This window comes from Limnospira indica PCC 8005 (assembly GCF_000973065.1).
Lineage (GTDB): Bacteria > Cyanobacteriota > Cyanobacteriia > Cyanobacteriales > Microcoleaceae > Limnospira > Limnospira fusiformis.
In genome coordinates this window covers 1,955,106-1,969,650 of record NZ_FO818640.1, presented here as the reverse complement: position 1 = coordinate 1,969,650, position 14,545 = coordinate 1,955,106, and the positions used below count along the sequence as shown (strand labels likewise).

The following is a 14,545-nucleotide window of genomic DNA, read 5'->3' as shown; positions in this document are numbered from 1 at the left end:
CTGGTTCGGAGATTCTGTGGCTGTAGCCTAGTTATCAAGACATAAGCACTGCCTCTTGGCATGAAATTTACAACAGTGACGGGCCTCAATTCAGTGGTTACGGATGGGCTAAATCCTCAAAACTGCTTTCCCATAACGGTTGTGGCTATCATGTTTTTTGCGAGACTCAGTGACTATTTGAGATGGCTTGGGAAAAGCTATTAACTCTATATATATGACCTCCTGCAACCCTGACTTGACACCATTATATCCGCCGCTTAAAGGATTGGGAGTTTATTCATGAAAATTTAATATTTTTTGACATTGCTATAAATCACAGCCTGAATTTGCTTCAATAATCTTAATAATTCCTGCCCCCCGTCAAGGAGCAAGATTGTCAATATATTTCTGAGACTCGCCAGGATAAATGATCCCATCCCCTGATTAAGGGAACATTAACAAGTATGGAAACACTCCTGGCCTAGTTAAGAAATGTAAAAGGAGTTCTTCCCTGGTGGAGTGATGATAGGTCTGGTGGCTGGCGTATTTACAAATTTTACATGGATGGTGGCTCAGAAAACCTGGAAAATACTGGTGCTGTCAATAGGTGACAGTGAACTGCTATACTAGAATGGAGGAATTAATGGACTGATAGCAGATGATTATGCCTATTATCCTGGTATTGGTATCGTTCAATTTGCCAGGAATTAACCCTTAATGTTATCCTATCAATTTATGATTAATTTGTTTAAATAAAAAATGCCAATTTTAGATATTTTAAATGGGATTAAATGGCAAAATCGACCTAAGTTAATTTCCTTGTTTTCTGGGTGTGGCGGAATGGATTTACCATTTCATCGGGCGGGTTTTCAAGTGGTTTGGGCGATTGATTGTAATGAGGCGGCTTGTCAGACTTTTAGGCGGAATATTTCCGAGAATATCGCCTGTGATAATATTCAAGAAATTGAGATCACTAAAGTTCCCCAAGCTGACTTAATTACCGGAGGTTTTCCCTGTCAAGATTTTTCGATGATTTGGAAGCGTCCCGGACTCACGGGAACCAGGGGAAATCTGTATACCTACTTTTTAGAGTTTATTCGTTACCATAAACCTAAAGCATTCATTGCGGAAAATGTCAAGGGTTTACTCAGTGCCAATAAATATAAGGCGATCGCTAAAATTATTGCGGATTTTGAAAACATAGAACCGGGTTATGTGGTCAAGCCAAAACTGTACAATTTCGCCGATTATGGAGTCCCCCAATATCGGGAAAGGGTCTTAATTGTGGGGGTAAGAATGGATACAGGCTTTAATTTTATTCATCCTTCCCCGGAATATGGAAGCGATCGCCTTTATCCCTATCTCACCGCCAAACAAGCCTTAAAAGATGTGGAAAAAGTGGCTGATAATAATGAACATCAAAGGATCCATTCTCGCACCGTCGAAATTATCAAGCGCATTAAACCAGGGGGAAATTATACAGATATTCCCCAAGATAGCGAATACTATGTCAAAGGAATGATTAGTCATGTATATCGACGACTCCACCCAGACCAACCCTCCACAACTATTATCGCTGGGGGTGGTGGGGGAACTTGGGGTTATCATTATCAAGAACCGCGATCGCTGACTAACCGGGAACGTGCGAGGTTGCAGACTTTCCCGGATGATTTTGTCTTTGAAGGGTCTGTAACCGAAGTTCGTCGTCAAATTGGAAACGCGGTTCCTCCTGATGGTATGGTAGCATTAGTCAAAGCATTAATCCCACTATTTAACAACTCATATCAACCCGTAGATTTATATCAATTCAATCAGGAATTACAGAAACTTTCCCTTAGCGATCGCCTCAAATTAGCCAATTCCGAATCAGCCATCAACTCCCCAAATAGTCTCAGTAGCTTAACCCTTTCACCTCCTCAGCCACAGCCACCCCCCAACCCACAGAACCAGGAAAAGGAGCCACTTTCCAGCCTTGATTAGTCAACCCAGGATGTACCCCTTTTATTCCGGGTATAATAATCGGAATATCAACCACCTCCAACATAGCCAAATCATTAGGACTATTCCCCAAACCAATAGTCGTAATACTTTCCCCCCTATTAACCTGTTGATATCGATTAACCAGCCATTGAACCGCGCCACCTTTTCCCGCCTGGTCTCCAATTAAATGAGAAAAGCGATCGCCAACCACCACATTAAACCCCAGGGCTTTGACCTGATGTGCTAACCTCTCCGGATCCACATGGTGAGGAGTAATAAAAGGCTCAGTAAACTCTCGATTTTTTGCCCGTTGTGCTTCCGGTTCCGACAAACCAGTTAACTGCATAATATCGGCAATATTCAAATCACCGAACCCCGTCAAATCTTCACCAATCGCCGCGCTCAAATCTCGCAAACCGTCGCGCACTTGTGCATAAACACATATTAGGGGTCGAGAATGGAGTCGCCTCCATCCCCTCCCATTCAAAACCGGACGTGAGACTTTCACCTCATCCGGCTCCTAGTCTGATTGCTCCATTGTTAAGGATACAGCATTGGCGTTGTCTAACGCCGTTTTATCATCGTGACAGTGGCGGTGTAATAGTTGAAGATTCTTATATTCATCCTTTCCACCTTGGCTTTGAGGTATAATGTGGTCTACTTCAACTAAATCCGATGGTGCGAAATACTGTCCACACCAGGTACACCTACCTTTTTGCTTTTTGAGTAGTTTGGCTACTCTTGTTGGCGTTTCAATTGCTTGTCCTTTCCTGGTTGCCCAGTAAGTCCAGTTTCCGTCGTATGGTGTTGCGTCAGGGCGTATTGGGGTGTGTCTAACATTTGGAGTCCAACTATGTTGCCATAATGTGAATCCATCCTTAGTCTTGAATAACCAGGATTCATGTCTTTCTTTCCCATTGCTAAGTTTAACCGTTCCTTTGTGGAAGTAGTTTCCTAGCTTTTCGTAACTTGCCTTTCCGCATCTTGATGCTGTCCATGCCCGTAACATTTGCCAGATTATGTTATCTAGCTTGTTGAAGGTTTCAGATGAAACGACCCCTGAGTAGTAGTTTGACCATCCCCGAATAATCGGGTTTAGTTTGCTAATCAGGGCTGATTGAGGTGATGTTTTATATCGTTTAATTACACCTTTTATCGCTTCAATGTGGGCTTTAACTGCTTTGTTGCTGGGTTTGATGTGGGTTTTGAAACCCAACATTTTATGTGGGGTCTTGTTACATAGGAAGCCTCCTTTTCTTCTTCCCCCACTCTTTCCAGATTTATATTTTCCTACTGGGTATTGCCTGATATTGAATCCTAGAAAATCAAAACCTGGCTCTTCTGTTTTGCCGTTGTACTCAATGGGATTGAGTGTATGGCAGATTCGAGTCTTTTCGGGTTTAATTTCTAATCCTACAGGTTTTAACCATTCGGAGATTGCAGTTTTGCACTGTTCAATGATTTCTAGTGATGGAGATATTACTACAAAATCATCGGCGTATCTGATTACTGTGGCTTGCACCACATTTTTCTTCTTAGGATACATTGTTTTTATGAGCCTAACCATCCCATCCAGTGCGATGTTGGCTAGGAGTGGACTTATTACCCCTCCTTGGGGTGTCCCTGCTTCTGTATCCTCAAATACACCGTTATCTAGCACGCCTGCTTTGAGCCATGATTTCAGGTCTCTTTTTAGACTGCTTGGACAATGAATTTTGGACAGAAGGTAATCATGGTTTATTCGGTCAAAACATTTAGCTATATCTGCATCCAGAACATAATAACCTCCTTTGTTGATACTCTGAAAGATTCTGGATATTGCATCGTGGGCTGACCTGCCAGGTCTAAACCCATAGCTAGTGTCTTCAAATCTCGATTCCCATTCAGGTTCGAGAGCCGACTTAACCAAGGCTTGCCTCGCTCTATCTTGGATTGTGGGTATTCCTAGAGGGCGTTTTTCATCCCTACCGGGTTTTGGAATCCACACCCTTCGCAGTGGTTTTACTTTGAGATTTCCTTTAATGTTCTCAACAAGTTTAAACCTTTGCCTTGATGAGATTGCTCTCATTCCATCGACTCCAGCTGTTTTCTTGCCTTGATTATCTTGGGTCACTCGCCGTACTGCTAGTAGACGGGCATAATATGATTTGCACAATAGACGTTGCAACCTTCTTGCTTTCGCGTCCTGTCCCGATTTAGCTGCTTGAAATATCCTCTTTTGGAGCTTGAAAACTTTTCTCTGAACTTTCGCCCAGGGGATTTGTTTCCATACATTCGTAGTCTTGATTGGTTTTGGTTTCCCAAATCCTTTCTTTAAACTCGCATTCGCCATAGTAACTCCTACTAGACTCTATTCTTTACAATCAAACCGTGACCCGTCTGCGTATCCCAACCATTATAGTTGGGCATTAGCTTCTGGTCACATCTCACCCCCTAGTAGGCTTACGCTTACACTTTTCACTACTGACTCTCTCGACCAGATTATCAGAGCCTAAAAGGGGTTAAAACGTTCCGTTTATATGGGCTTTCCATCTTTAGACTTGTCCTATCCACCGGGGTATTTTTAAAGGTCTGTGTAGGTAGTACGAAGAAACTCCTACTTTTCCCCTTGCTCTTTTGAGCGCAGCGTGTCAACCTATTTCGCTACTTATTAGTTACGATGGTTCAAGTCGGAACATTCAGATTTCCTTAGTCATGGATGGTTGGCAGTGGTCGGATTATTGGGAATAGGTTTTCCCTCACGCCTTCCGTTCCCCGCTTCAATCCTAGGGTTGTGAATCCTAAAACTGGGGGTGGCTATCGCCGTTACTCTCAACGCAATTGTTAAGGAATCATTAAGATTTCCAATTTAGCGTTTTGACCTTGAGTTCCCTGCCTTGTTTTGTATATTTCTATACCAAACGTTGGGACATATAAACAGTTATGGGATGGTCAGGGTACGAGTCCCTTATATTTCACCAAGGGGTGAAAGTCCCACTAGGAGGTTATTTCAGGCATTGCAGCCTTATTTGACTCCTAAACATCTCGCACCCCCGTTGCCTAAAATAGTATTTTCCCGCCCTTTTCATCTCCTCAGAAAACAGATAATCTTGATGTGGGGGAATAAAAATAGCACTGCCGTTTTCCACAATAAACGAATCCGTCAACCCGATTTCTGTTGATAATACCTCCACCTCCGCGCGAGTTTTGCTGCTGACCGGGATAATCGGGATCTGTTGTTGTTGGAGGTCTGCGATCGCCCTTATAGCCCCATCGTAGCCATAATCATCAGAATTTAGTAGAGTACCGTCTAAATCAGTAAAAATTAGCAACATAGCACAAGCCCAACACAGCCAAAGCAGTGATATAATGACAAAATTATCACCCTAGTAGTTAGTATATTTGGAATTGTTCATGTCAGTTTTGGCTGCGATCGCGGTTCTTGGAATCTTAATCGTCGTTCATGAGCTTGGCCACTTCATGGCGGCGCGACTTCAACATATCCACGTTAATCGATTCTCCATAGGCTTCGGTCCCGTTTTGTGGAAATATCAAGGCCCAGAAACTGAGTATGCACTGCGAGGCTTTCCCTTGGGGGGTTTTGTCGGCTTTCCCGATGAAGATCCCGATAGTGAAATCCCCAAAGATGACCCAAACCTGTTGAGCAATCGACCAATTTTAGATAGGGCGATCGTAATCAGTGCGGGTGTAATTGCTAACTTGATTTTTGCCTACTTGTTATTAGTGGTTCAGGTAGGAATGATTGGCGTTCCCGACTTTGACTATCAACCGGGTGTCCGAGTCCCCTCTGTAGCCAGTGATGTTAGTTCAGCGGCGGCGAAAGCTGGGATTGAGGATAATGATCTAATCATATCCGTGAATGGAGAGGAACTAGGAGCCGAGTCTAAGTCCATTACCCGCTTGATTGAGGTAATTCAGTCTAACCCTAACCAACCTCTAAAAATGGAAGTTCAACGGGGCGATCGCATTATCCCCGTAGAAGTGACTCCAGAACCAGGCTCCGATGGTAAGGGTCGTATTGGAGTACAACTAAGCCCTAACGGTCAAATTGTCCGTTATCAGGCTGATGGGATAATTGATGCGTTTGTCAAAGGTGCTGAGGAATTTCAGCGGATTTTTAACTTGACTTTGGCGGGGTTTTCCCAACTGATTAATAATTTTCGGGAAACAGCTCCCCAACTTTCCGGTCCCGTCGCTATTGTGGCGATCGGTGCTAATATAGCCCGTTCCGATGCTAGTAATTTATTCCAATTTGCTGCCCTAATTAGCATCAACCTCGCTATAATTAACATCCTCCCTCTCCCGGCTCTTGATGGCGGTCAGTTGGCGTTTCTGCTGATTGAAGCCCTACGGGGTAAACCTTTACCGCAACGGGTACAAGAAAGCGTCATGCAAACCGGATTGATGTTGTTGTTGGGGTTGGGTATTTTCCTGATTATTCGGGATACTGCCAATTTAACCGATCTCAGTTGGGTGCGATCGCTACTCCAATAGGATTGAGCCCAAAATGAGCAGCCACCAACACCATAAACTCCGACATCGCGCCCTAGAAGTTCTTGTGCGTCTCAAGCGTTTATATCCTGATGCCGCTTGTACTCTCAACTATGAGACACCTTTACAGCTATTGGTAGCCACTATCCTCTCAGCACAATGTACTGATGAACGGGTTAATCAGGTGACACCAGCTTTATTTAAGCGCTTTCCTGATGCTTTCTCTTTGGCGACCGCGGATTTGCAAGAGCTGGAAACTTTGGTGCGATCGACTGGATTTTATCGCAACAAGGCTCGCCATATCAAAGAATCAAGCCGGATGATTGCTGAGAAATTCGGCGGGGAAGTTCCTAAACGCATGGAACAATTGCTCGAATTACCCGGAGTAGCCCGTAAAACCGCTAATGTGGTCATGGCTAATGCTTACGGGATTAATATGGGCGTGACTGTTGATACCCATGTGCGTCGTCTCAGTCAACGGCTGGGATTGACTCAGCATAAAGACCCCGTTCGCATTGAGCGGGATTTGATGCAGGTTCTACCTCAGCCAGATTGGGAAAATTGGTCAATCCGATTGATTTATCATGGGCGTGGGATCTGTACAGCCCGCAATCCGGCGTGTTACAATTGCAAATTGTCAGATTTATGCCCATCAGCACAGATAGGCTAGTAGGATTATCTAAACTTGATTAGGAGGCGTTAACTCTAAAAATGGCTAAAAAAAGCATGATCGAGCGTGATAAAAAGCGCAAAGAATTGGTTGATAAATATTCCGACAAGCGCCAACAACTGAAAGAACAGTTTGACAGTGCTACTTCTCAGGCGCAAAAAATGACTATTCACCGCCAGATCCAGCAACTACCCCGCAACAGTTCTCGCACCCGTCTGCGGAATCGATGCTGGGTAACAGGACGGCCTAGGGGATATTACCGCGATTTTGGCTTGTGCCGCAACCAATTGCGAGAAATGGCTCACCAGGGACTTTTACCCGGTGTGGTTAAGTCTAGCTGGTAGGATCGGTATCGATGGGGAGTTGGGATAATTCCCCGATTCCCGATCAACACTTGACTACTGACCGCAGCAACGCTCGTATCCTAGGCTCTGTAATAGTAAATCGCTGACGGCATTGGCGATCGCAAACTCACCGAAAAAGGTTTTGGAAAAGTCGAATGATTCCATCTCCGTCACAATGGCGATCACTAAGCAGCCTAGATCGTTTTCCCCCTCTATGCGCTGGCGCACGAAAATCTGTGAGGCGCGTTCCGCTATCTCGGCGTTCACCGCTTCCGGTATAAATTCGCGATCGAGCCAGTCATGTAACGTCTTTTTCAGCCACTCCCCTTCCTGTAGGGGATTTTCAACAGGGGGTAGGGTAATAGGTTTGGGCGGTTCAGCCATAATCATATTATCTCTAGTGTGTTTGCTTCAGTTAGTTTTGAATGACAGTCACAACTGGTGACTCTAAGGTTTTTTCTGTCCCAGTTTGATCATCTCGGTCCAGTTGCTCTATTCTAGCTTGGATCAATGCTACTAGGTGAACTCTCACCATTTCCGCAAATATGCGGTTAATCGATGATTCTACCTGGTTAGCCTCGATTTTGCAGCAAACTTGATAGGTTTTATACTTCTTGACTTTATAGGTCTTCGTTTTGGGGTCTAAAACTTTATTGGTGGTGGTGCGACTCTGAATTGATACTGATGGCTTGGGGCGACGATACCAAAATAGACGATAGGACCGAGTATTTTCATTACTCTGAAACCGTAAAATTGTGTCCGTTGAACCCCACATTCTCACAGTGTAAGCATTATCAACTTTGTGGATCCGTAAATATCCCCAATCTTTTTCGGTTTGATTTAACAGTTTGCTTAAAGTATTCTCCAGCATCGGATAAGAAAGATTGTTAACCATATTATTGAATCAATAAAAGCTGATTTTAGACTAACTTACCATTCTATCACATTTCGGCGAATATGCAATATGATATATCAGCAATTATTGAAGGATATGCTCAAGGCTATTTCTTAATGGCAAATGATGGGGAAGACTCCCTAGGATGGTACAGCAGCCACCAACGAGCCTTGATTCCCCTAGATGAACGTTTCCGCTATCCGCGATCGCTTCAACGATTCCTTAATCAAAATCGCTTTCAAGTCGCGATTAACGGCGATTTTGATGCAGTGGTGGAAGGCTGCGCTGACCGCGAAAATACTTGGATTTCGGCGGAATTAAAGCGCATTTATCAAGTATTGAATAGACAGGGATGGGCTCATAGTTTCGAGACCTGGGAAGGCGATCGCCTCGCTGGGGGGATTTTGGGAATTGCGATCGGCGGCGCTTTTATCGGCGAGTCTATGTTCTTTAATATTCCTAACGGCTCAAAAGTAGCAATGGTCAAGCTCGTTGAACACCTGCAAAAACGGGAATTTTGCCTATTTGATGCCCAAATGAATAACCCTCATTTAGAGCGTTTTGGGGCTTTTATTGTAAGTAAAAAACAATATAATCAGTTACTGTCAAAAGCCCTCAAAAAAAGGTGTTTTTTTGATTAATAAGCCCCGCCGCCTCCTCCTGAATTAGGAGTATCGTTAACAGGAGGATCTTGGGCTTGACAGGCTGAAGCATTAAAGGGATTATTGCAGGCTGCTACAACTTCACCGTCACTAAGGGACGAGTTTCTAGCCTCAGCAACAGTGGTTATGCTGAACGTAGACCCGATGACTAAAACTAAGACAGTTGTAAATTTGAGTAAGCATCTCATAATGGAACATAACCTCTGTGAACTCAATCGCCTGATTCTCGGCTCATAGATTCCCTTTACTGTCTACACTTAATTATATCAGTGATTTTACGGATGTATTTTTCTCCGAAGAGCTAGTGAGCCAACACACAATCTCTAAAGTGGTATCCTGCCACGGATCTAGCTTTTGTAAAGAATTGTTAAGTTTTCAGATATAGACCCTCACCATTTAATATACAGCACTAAGTATTTTTAGACAAGTCACGCTTCTGTAATATTTGGAGGTACAGGGGGGGTCAACTCATAGGAGTTCTGATGTCGGCTTTTGGCGCGATACATAGCCGCATCAGCTTTTTGAACTAAAGTTTCATAATCTTGACTGTCCAGGGGATAGAGGCTAATTCCGATACTCAGACCGATGGTAATAACATGGCCATCGAGTTCTGACTCTTGAGTTACCTGGTCTAGTATTTTTTCCGCCACCCTGACCGCATCAGCATGACTAGGGATTCCTGGTAGGATGATAGTAAATTCATCACCCCCAAGGCGACTCACAGTGTCACTAGCGCGTAAACAGCCTCGCAAACGTTCGGCGACCAGTTTAAGCACTAAATCCCCGACATGGTGTCCGTATTGGTCATTAATAGGTTTAAAATTGTTAAGGTCGAGAAAAAATAGCCCGACAAACTTTTGATTAGTATCAGCCCAGATTAAGGCTTGGGTGAGGCGTTCCTCAAATAGTTGGCGGTTGGGTAAACCTGTGAGGGGGTCATGGTCAGCCCTTTGCTGAAGTTCAGCGTTATATTTTTCCAGCTGTTCGGCTAGTTGTCGGAGGGTTTCTTCGGATTTTTTGCGTTCGGTAATATCGCGAATTATCCCAACCAAAAACAGATTACCTGCTGCGTCTTTATGAAGCGATCGCTTAGTCGCAATCCAGTGATTAACGCCACTAGCATCAGTTAATTTTTCCTCATTTTCCTGTTCCCAGTTAGTCTGAAAAGCCAGTTCATCCTGTTCATAAAAAAGATCCGCTTCCCTCTTCGGGAATAAATCATGGTCACTTTTCTTTAAAATCATCTCCACCGGGAAGCCTACCAATCGCGAATAGGCTTGATTAACCACCATTTTTTTATGGTCTTTAGTTTTGACATAAATAGGGTCAGGAATAGTGTTAATAATGCTATTAAGGAAATCGGTTGAGCGTTTAAATTCTTCTTGAATATGTGCTAAGTAAGTGGTGACTACAATACCAGAAGCCCCCAGGGTAATTAAAGGTGGTACAACGGGAATCCACCAGCCCATTAAAAGCACTAGATAAGCGCCTGTAAAGATACCGCCGCTAAGTAAAATAATCATCAATATGGAACGATAAGGCGATCGCAGTTTCCAGGACAAACTAGCACCGACCCAAGACCAGAAGATAATCCAGAGCCATTCTACAGGTTCTGACCAACTAGACATTAGGGGACGTTCTTCTAGGATTGTAGTTAAAATTTGGCTGAGAAAATTAGCATGAAGTTCCACGCCATAAATAAAACGAGGTTCTTCAAATAGACTGCTACTGTAGGGGGTTAAGTGAAAATCTTTGACACTAAAAGCCGTAGACCCAATCATGACAATGCGATTTTGAAATAGAGAGGGTGGGACATCTCCATTCAACACATCTCTGAGGGAAACGGTTTTAAAACCTACAGCGGGATTGCGAAAATTAGCTAATACTTGATAACCAGCATTATCAGCGCGGACATAAGGCCCATCATTGGGTTGAAATTTCGGAAAAACCACCCCATTAAATTGCACTTCATAATTATCAGTTAAAGTGGGAAAAATGCCATGATATTCCAGTTCTATCAAAGCCAACTGAAGCGCAAAACTCCGTCGAGTCTGACCATCATCACTACCAGCATATAATAAATTGCGACGGATGCGACCATCGGAGTCAATGACAAAGTTATTAAATCCGATCATACCTATTTCCGCCAAAGCCGGGGGAGGTGGAACGGCGGCGACTTTAAGAGTTTCCAGGAGTTCAATACCAATCAAATTAGGAATATTTGTTAAGGCTTGGGTAAATTCATCGTGACCGGGTTCCATGGGTATACCCCGATATAAATCCAAACCGATCGCCCTAGGTTCTGCGTGATTAATAATGTATAATAAATCAGCTAAAATGGCATCAGAAACGGGGAACCCATACTCTCTTAAATCCTGTTCATCAATACCAATAATCACAATCCGGTCTTCTGGAGATTCCGGGAGACGAGCGCGGACTAACACATCAAAAACAGCTAATTCGGAGGTTTGTAGAAGTCCTACAAGCCTGACTATAAGCACAGCCGCCGCCACTCCAGAAGAGGTAATCCAGATGTGCTTACGTTCCAAAAACCATAATTTTAGGGAAGTTAAAGCCTGCTGAGGATACTTACTAAATCCCTGTAAGATTCTGAACATCCGATCGCTTATCCCTACAAATGTGATGGAACTCAGACCCACCCTGATTATAGACAGTTCAAATTATGGTGAGAGCGATCGCTCAACCTCAGAACCTGTGAAAGTTAATCAAAGGAAGAATTAGCAAAATCCTGTCTGTCTTGATAATCAGACAACTCCGCCAGTTTTTGTAAAGATAACCGTCCCTGGTAGAATTTCTGGTTAATTTCCCAAGTCGGATAAGCATTAATTCCAGCTTGTTGACACAGTTGTGGTCGCGCGTTAGGACCCTGTGGATCGCACTCTACATAGTCCAGTATAGCAAAAGCCTGACGGCCAAAAAGCTGCTTTTGTTCGTAGCAATGGGGACACCAATAAGCACCAAAAGTTTTAGCGCCAATCTGTTTAAGATGGGTAGCGAGGGATATTTCGGCTGCGCCTGAATTAGTAGTAATCTGACGGCTGACGAGGGTAGGTGGCTGAGTGGTTGAGGTAGGTTGTCCACCATAAACCCCCAGGACAGTGACCAAAGCCACCATAGTCACAGCCACCCCAACTAAAAGCTGTTGTCCGAAATCATCCCAAAATCGCCCCACCATAGTCAGGAGAAAGAGACTAATGGAGAAAATGGCGGAAGCCACACAGTAGGGACAAAAGGCTTGCAGTTCAAAAGCCAGCAGATACATCAAAAAGCCACTGATAACGGCCATGACGGTAGCCAAACCAAACATAATCCACCAGGTAGCGGATTCTAATTTAGTCCGTAGTTTTTTTTGACTGGAGGGATTGACCAGCCAGGGGGTAGCGGCTAGACTTGCCATAGTGAAATAGGCTAAAAACCCAAATAGGCTAATGGGTATCCCCGCCACGGTGGCTAATGGACTATTGAGAACTTCATGACATCCTTGGGTAGGACAGACAGCCACTCCCCCCAAGAGTTTAACCCCAGTTAAATAGGCAGTTTCGATCGCCCCTATAATAGCGATGGTGAGAATAATTAGACGAGAGTGGCGATAAATCCAGGGAGTAGAAGGACTGCTAACCATAGGAAATGTTTTCAGTTTCTGATTAGGGTTTCAGTTTACTAGGTAGTTCCGACTGTGGTTTAAGTGTCCAGGGGTCTGTTGTTCCTGGCTGTAAACCACGCTGCATAGCCTCGACAAACTGACTAACGCGACTGGGATCAATAGGTTGGCTAATGCGGCCATGTCGTTTAAGGGAACTGGCAACAATCACGCCATCAGCAGCTTTAATGAGGGTAGAAATATTTTCATAATCAGCCCCACTGCCGATAAATACGGGAGTATCACCCGCTGCAGTCCGCGCTAGTTCCAGGTCTTCCAGACTAGGGGGACTACCAGTAGACCAGCCTGATAGAATAATTCCATCAGCTAAGGCTCGTTCTGTGGTTTCCTTAACTGCTGTTGTCAGATTGGGAGAACCCAGAGGTCGGCCATGTTTGACTAGGACATCTGCCAATATTTTAACATCGCTTCCTAATTCTCGACGATAGCGCAGGAGTCGGTGAGCATTGCCTTCAATTATTCCCTGGTCGGTAGCCATCACGCCGTTTAAGACGTTGACACGAATGAATTGGGCTCCTACACAGGATGCGATCGCCAAAGCGCTTTCACCGTCATTTCGCAAGACATTGACTCCCACGGGGACTGTAACTAGATTCATCAGCCGTTGGATAATCATGGTCATGGCGCTGACCACCGCTGGATCTACCTTATCTTTAGCAAAGGGAGAATCAAAAAAGTTCTCGACAATTATACCATGTACACCCCCGGAGGCGAGGGCAGTTGCTTCTTGTTCAGCGCGATCGATTACTGCTTTGATATCCCCACCCCATCGAGGGGAGGTGGGAAGCGGCAGCAGATGCACTACTCCAATGATGGGATTTTCAGTGTTAAAAATTTGATTTAAGTCCACAGATTTACCTTAAACCGCCAAAATGTGATCAGCCCCTTACCGGCCGAAACTTTTAGCATACAACTGCTACGGTGTTTTTGACAGATACATTTAACCAGGAAAAATCTGGCAATAGCCGGAAGTTTATGAGTATGGCACCATCTGGAATGAGGTAATCACGCCATTAGTGGAGGTATCTCTCAAAGCCAAGGGCAGAATGTTAAAGGCTCCATTAATATCACGTCCTATCCTATGACCACAATTAGGGCAAACAAATTGTTTGTTGCCTCCTAGTTGGGTGTGAATGTGACCACATTTTGAACAGGTTTTGCTGGTGTACTCTTTCGTTACGTCCGGGGGCGGGTTTACAAAGCTGATTCTTCTTAGTGGGGGCTGATCGCAGAACCCGCCCCTACACACAGCCATACTTAGCTGCTTGATGCTTCAACAAAGTCTGAAAACGGTAATGAGCCCATGTCACCATGGCGCGTCCCGTTTTCGTGGCCAAGCGTCGTTTTCCTCTCTTGACCAGATTTTTCACTTCAAACTTGGGCAAAAATATTAGTTTATACTTGGTGGTGCGAGACGTTCAGATACGAAATAAGGCGGTAATGCCTGAAATAGCTATCTGGTGGGGCTTCAACCCCTTGGTTGAATATAAGAGGCTCGCCTCTGACCGACCCCATAACTGTTTATATGTCCCGACGTTTGGTATCATACGATACCAAAACCCGGCAGGGAACCCCAGGTTAACATACTCTGTAACAATTCGTAACAATTCTTAACATAACGGAAACGTAACGAAACAGAGGTGAGGGTAACGGCGATAGCCACTCCTAGTTTCAGGACCCACAATCCTGGGATTGAAGCGGGGAACGGAAGGCTCCGAGGTGTAACCCAACACCAGAATCGAGACCACTGCCAACCATCCATGATTAGGGAAACCAAATGTCCGGCTTGAACCATCGTCAATACTAAGCAGCGAAATAGGTTGATACGCTGCGTTCAAAAGA

General features: G+C 44.4%; 14 protein-coding genes. 5 read left to right on the top strand and 9 right to left on the bottom strand.

Translation table 11 applies throughout. From position 1 onward, the window contains the following. Positions 1-738 precede the first annotated feature (738 nt). The gene (locus XZ46_RS08645; protein WP_008052539.1) at positions 739-1,959 is read left to right on the top strand and encodes a DNA cytosine methyltransferase; all 1,221 of its coding nucleotides are present in this window, start codon (positions 739-741) and stop codon (positions 1,957-1,959) included. Here the strand turns inward: XZ46_RS08645 and XZ46_RS08640 are convergent. The 3 genes from XZ46_RS08640 to XZ46_RS08630 all read right to left on the bottom strand — a co-directional run bounded on the left by XZ46_RS08640 (position 1,871) and on the right by XZ46_RS08630 (position 5,273). Then, positions 1,871-2,467, bottom strand: a complete 597-nt coding sequence (locus XZ46_RS08640; RefSeq protein ID WP_228116517.1) for an HAD-IIB family hydrolase — start codon at positions 2,465-2,467, stop codon at positions 1,871-1,873. The two genes, XZ46_RS08645 and XZ46_RS08640, sit on opposite strands and share 89 nt — an antisense overlap. A 12-nt stretch (positions 2,468-2,479) precedes the next feature. Beyond that, positions 2,480-4,291, bottom strand: coding sequence for a group II intron reverse transcriptase/maturase (gene ltrA / locus XZ46_RS08635; protein WP_048895012.1), 1,812 nt, complete (start codon positions 4,289-4,291; stop codon positions 2,480-2,482). 652 nt (positions 4,292-4,943) lie between these two features. Further along, positions 4,944-5,273 (bottom strand): HAD hydrolase family protein, encoded by a 330-nt coding sequence (locus XZ46_RS08630; RefSeq protein ID WP_008049665.1) that lies wholly within the window; start codon positions 5,271-5,273, stop codon positions 4,944-4,946. 79 nt (positions 5,274-5,352) lie between these two features. Here XZ46_RS08630 and rseP point away from each other — a divergent pair, with 79 nt between their 5' ends. The 3 genes from rseP to rpsN are packed head-to-tail and all read left to right on the top strand — an operon-like array spanning position 5,353 to position 7,464. Continuing rightward, positions 5,353-6,453, top strand: coding sequence for an RIP metalloprotease RseP (rseP, locus tag XZ46_RS08625; protein WP_006669657.1), 1,101 nt, complete (start codon positions 5,353-5,355; stop codon positions 6,451-6,453). Positions 6,454-6,466: 13 nt separating this feature from the next. Next, positions 6,467-7,120, top strand: a complete 654-nt coding sequence (gene nth, locus XZ46_RS08620; RefSeq protein ID WP_006620428.1) for an endonuclease III — start codon at positions 6,467-6,469, stop codon at positions 7,118-7,120. A gap of 41 nt (positions 7,121-7,161) precedes the next feature. Beyond that, a complete protein-coding gene (gene rpsN, locus XZ46_RS08615; protein ID WP_006620429.1) occupies positions 7,162-7,464 on the top strand; it encodes a 30S ribosomal protein S14 in 303 nt (100 codons plus the stop codon). Positions 7,465-7,518: 54 nt separating this feature from the next. On the opposite strand, the gene XZ46_RS08610 is transcribed toward rpsN, so the two are convergent. Then, positions 7,519-7,848 (bottom strand): DUF8822 family protein, encoded by a 330-nt coding sequence (locus tag XZ46_RS08610; RefSeq protein ID WP_006617915.1) that lies wholly within the window; start codon positions 7,846-7,848, stop codon positions 7,519-7,521. Between the two features lie 31 nt (positions 7,849-7,879). Then, positions 7,880-8,359, bottom strand: a complete 480-nt coding sequence (locus tag XZ46_RS08605) for a hypothetical protein (RefSeq protein ID WP_006620431.1) — start codon at positions 8,357-8,359, stop codon at positions 7,880-7,882. Positions 8,360-8,421: 62 nt separating this feature from the next. On the opposite strand from XZ46_RS08605, the gene aat reads away from it, so the two are divergent. Beyond that, on the top strand, positions 8,422-9,000 hold the full coding sequence (aat, locus tag XZ46_RS08600; protein ID WP_006669656.1) for a leucyl/phenylalanyl-tRNA--protein transferase: 579 nt from the start codon (positions 8,422-8,424) through the stop codon (positions 8,998-9,000). Between the two features lie 449 nt (positions 9,001-9,449). Here the strand turns inward: aat and XZ46_RS08595 are convergent, their stop codons facing one another. The 4 genes from XZ46_RS08595 to XZ46_RS32105 form a co-directional block, all read right to left on the bottom strand. After that, a complete protein-coding gene (locus XZ46_RS08595; RefSeq protein ID WP_008049657.1) occupies positions 9,450-11,639 on the bottom strand; it encodes a CHASE2 domain-containing protein in 2,190 nt (729 codons plus the stop codon). Positions 11,640-11,743: 104 nt separating this feature from the next. Further along, a complete protein-coding gene (locus XZ46_RS08590; protein ID WP_008049656.1) occupies positions 11,744-12,664 on the bottom strand; it encodes a vitamin K epoxide reductase family protein in 921 nt (306 codons plus the stop codon). 22 nt (positions 12,665-12,686) lie between these two features. After that, complete coding sequence (gene btpA, locus XZ46_RS08585) at positions 12,687-13,553, bottom strand: photosystem I biogenesis protein BtpA (protein ID WP_008049654.1); 867 nt, start codon at positions 13,551-13,553, stop codon at positions 12,687-12,689. 123 nt (positions 13,554-13,676) lie between these two features. Continuing rightward, positions 13,677-13,958, bottom strand: coding sequence for a zinc ribbon domain-containing protein (locus XZ46_RS32105; RefSeq protein ID WP_215905439.1), 282 nt, complete (start codon positions 13,956-13,958; stop codon positions 13,677-13,679). Positions 13,959-14,545: the final 587 nt, after the last annotated feature.

Bases quoted from the DNA above. Each gene is read 5' to 3' on its own strand.
- XZ46_RS08645 (WP_008052539.1), top strand. From the start codon at position 739: ATGCCAATTTTAGATATTTTAAATGGGATTAAATGGCAAAATCGACCT.
- ltrA (WP_048895012.1), bottom strand. From the start codon at position 4,291: ATGGCGAATGCGAGTTTAAAGAAAGGATTTGGGAAACCAAAACCAATC.
- XZ46_RS08630 (WP_008049665.1), bottom strand. From the start codon at position 5,273: ATGTTGCTAATTTTTACTGATTTAGACGGTACTCTACTAAATTCTGAT.
- rseP (WP_006669657.1), top strand. From the start codon at position 5,353: ATGTCAGTTTTGGCTGCGATCGCGGTTCTTGGAATCTTAATCGTCGTT.
- nth (WP_006620428.1), top strand. From the start codon at position 6,467: ATGAGCAGCCACCAACACCATAAACTCCGACATCGCGCCCTAGAAGTT.
- rpsN (WP_006620429.1), top strand. From the start codon at position 7,162: ATGGCTAAAAAAAGCATGATCGAGCGTGATAAAAAGCGCAAAGAATTG.
- XZ46_RS08610 (WP_006617915.1), bottom strand. From the start codon at position 7,848: ATGGCTGAACCGCCCAAACCTATTACCCTACCCCCTGTTGAAAATCCC.
- XZ46_RS08605 (WP_006620431.1), bottom strand. From the start codon at position 8,359: ATGGTTAACAATCTTTCTTATCCGATGCTGGAGAATACTTTAAGCAAA.
- aat (WP_006669656.1), top strand. From the start codon at position 8,422: ATGCAATATGATATATCAGCAATTATTGAAGGATATGCTCAAGGCTAT.
- XZ46_RS08595 (WP_008049657.1), bottom strand. From the start codon at position 11,639: ATGTTCAGAATCTTACAGGGATTTAGTAAGTATCCTCAGCAGGCTTTA.
- XZ46_RS08590 (WP_008049656.1), bottom strand. From the start codon at position 12,664: ATGGTTAGCAGTCCTTCTACTCCCTGGATTTATCGCCACTCTCGTCTA.
- XZ46_RS32105 (WP_215905439.1), bottom strand. From the start codon at position 13,958: ATGGCTGTGTGTAGGGGCGGGTTCTGCGATCAGCCCCCACTAAGAAGA.